Origin of the sequence: Halomonas sp. SIMBA_159 (assembly GCF_046536035.1) — a bacterium.
Classification (GTDB): domain Bacteria; phylum Pseudomonadota; class Gammaproteobacteria; order Pseudomonadales; family Halomonadaceae; genus Vreelandella; species Vreelandella venusta_A.
The window spans coordinates 1-242 of record NZ_JAWJBT010001420.1 but is presented as its reverse complement, the minus strand read 5'-3'; the positions used below and the strand labels follow the sequence as shown (position 1 = coordinate 242).

General features: G+C 33.1%; 1 protein-coding gene. It reads right to left on the bottom strand.

Annotated features, from left to right (window positions below):
- On the bottom strand, positions 1–242 hold a 242-nt coding region (locus R0J87_RS23925; RefSeq protein ID WP_498889526.1), incomplete at both ends, for a hypothetical protein.

Genomic DNA, 242 nt, shown 5'->3' with positions numbered 1-242 from the left:
CCAATATTAATAGCATATACAGCGGCAATTAAGTTTAAATGTTCACCGTATCTAGCAATGATCTTTGGAGGGATTTTATTACATCCGAATTTTTCAGCCTTAGTAAGTGCTGGTAAGCCAGTTGAATTTTTAGGATTACCTCTAACATTAGCTAAGTATGGATCAACAGTTGTGCCTATTATTTTAATAGTTTGGGCAATGGCATATGTACAAAGATTTTTTGAAAGATTTGTTCCAAAAAC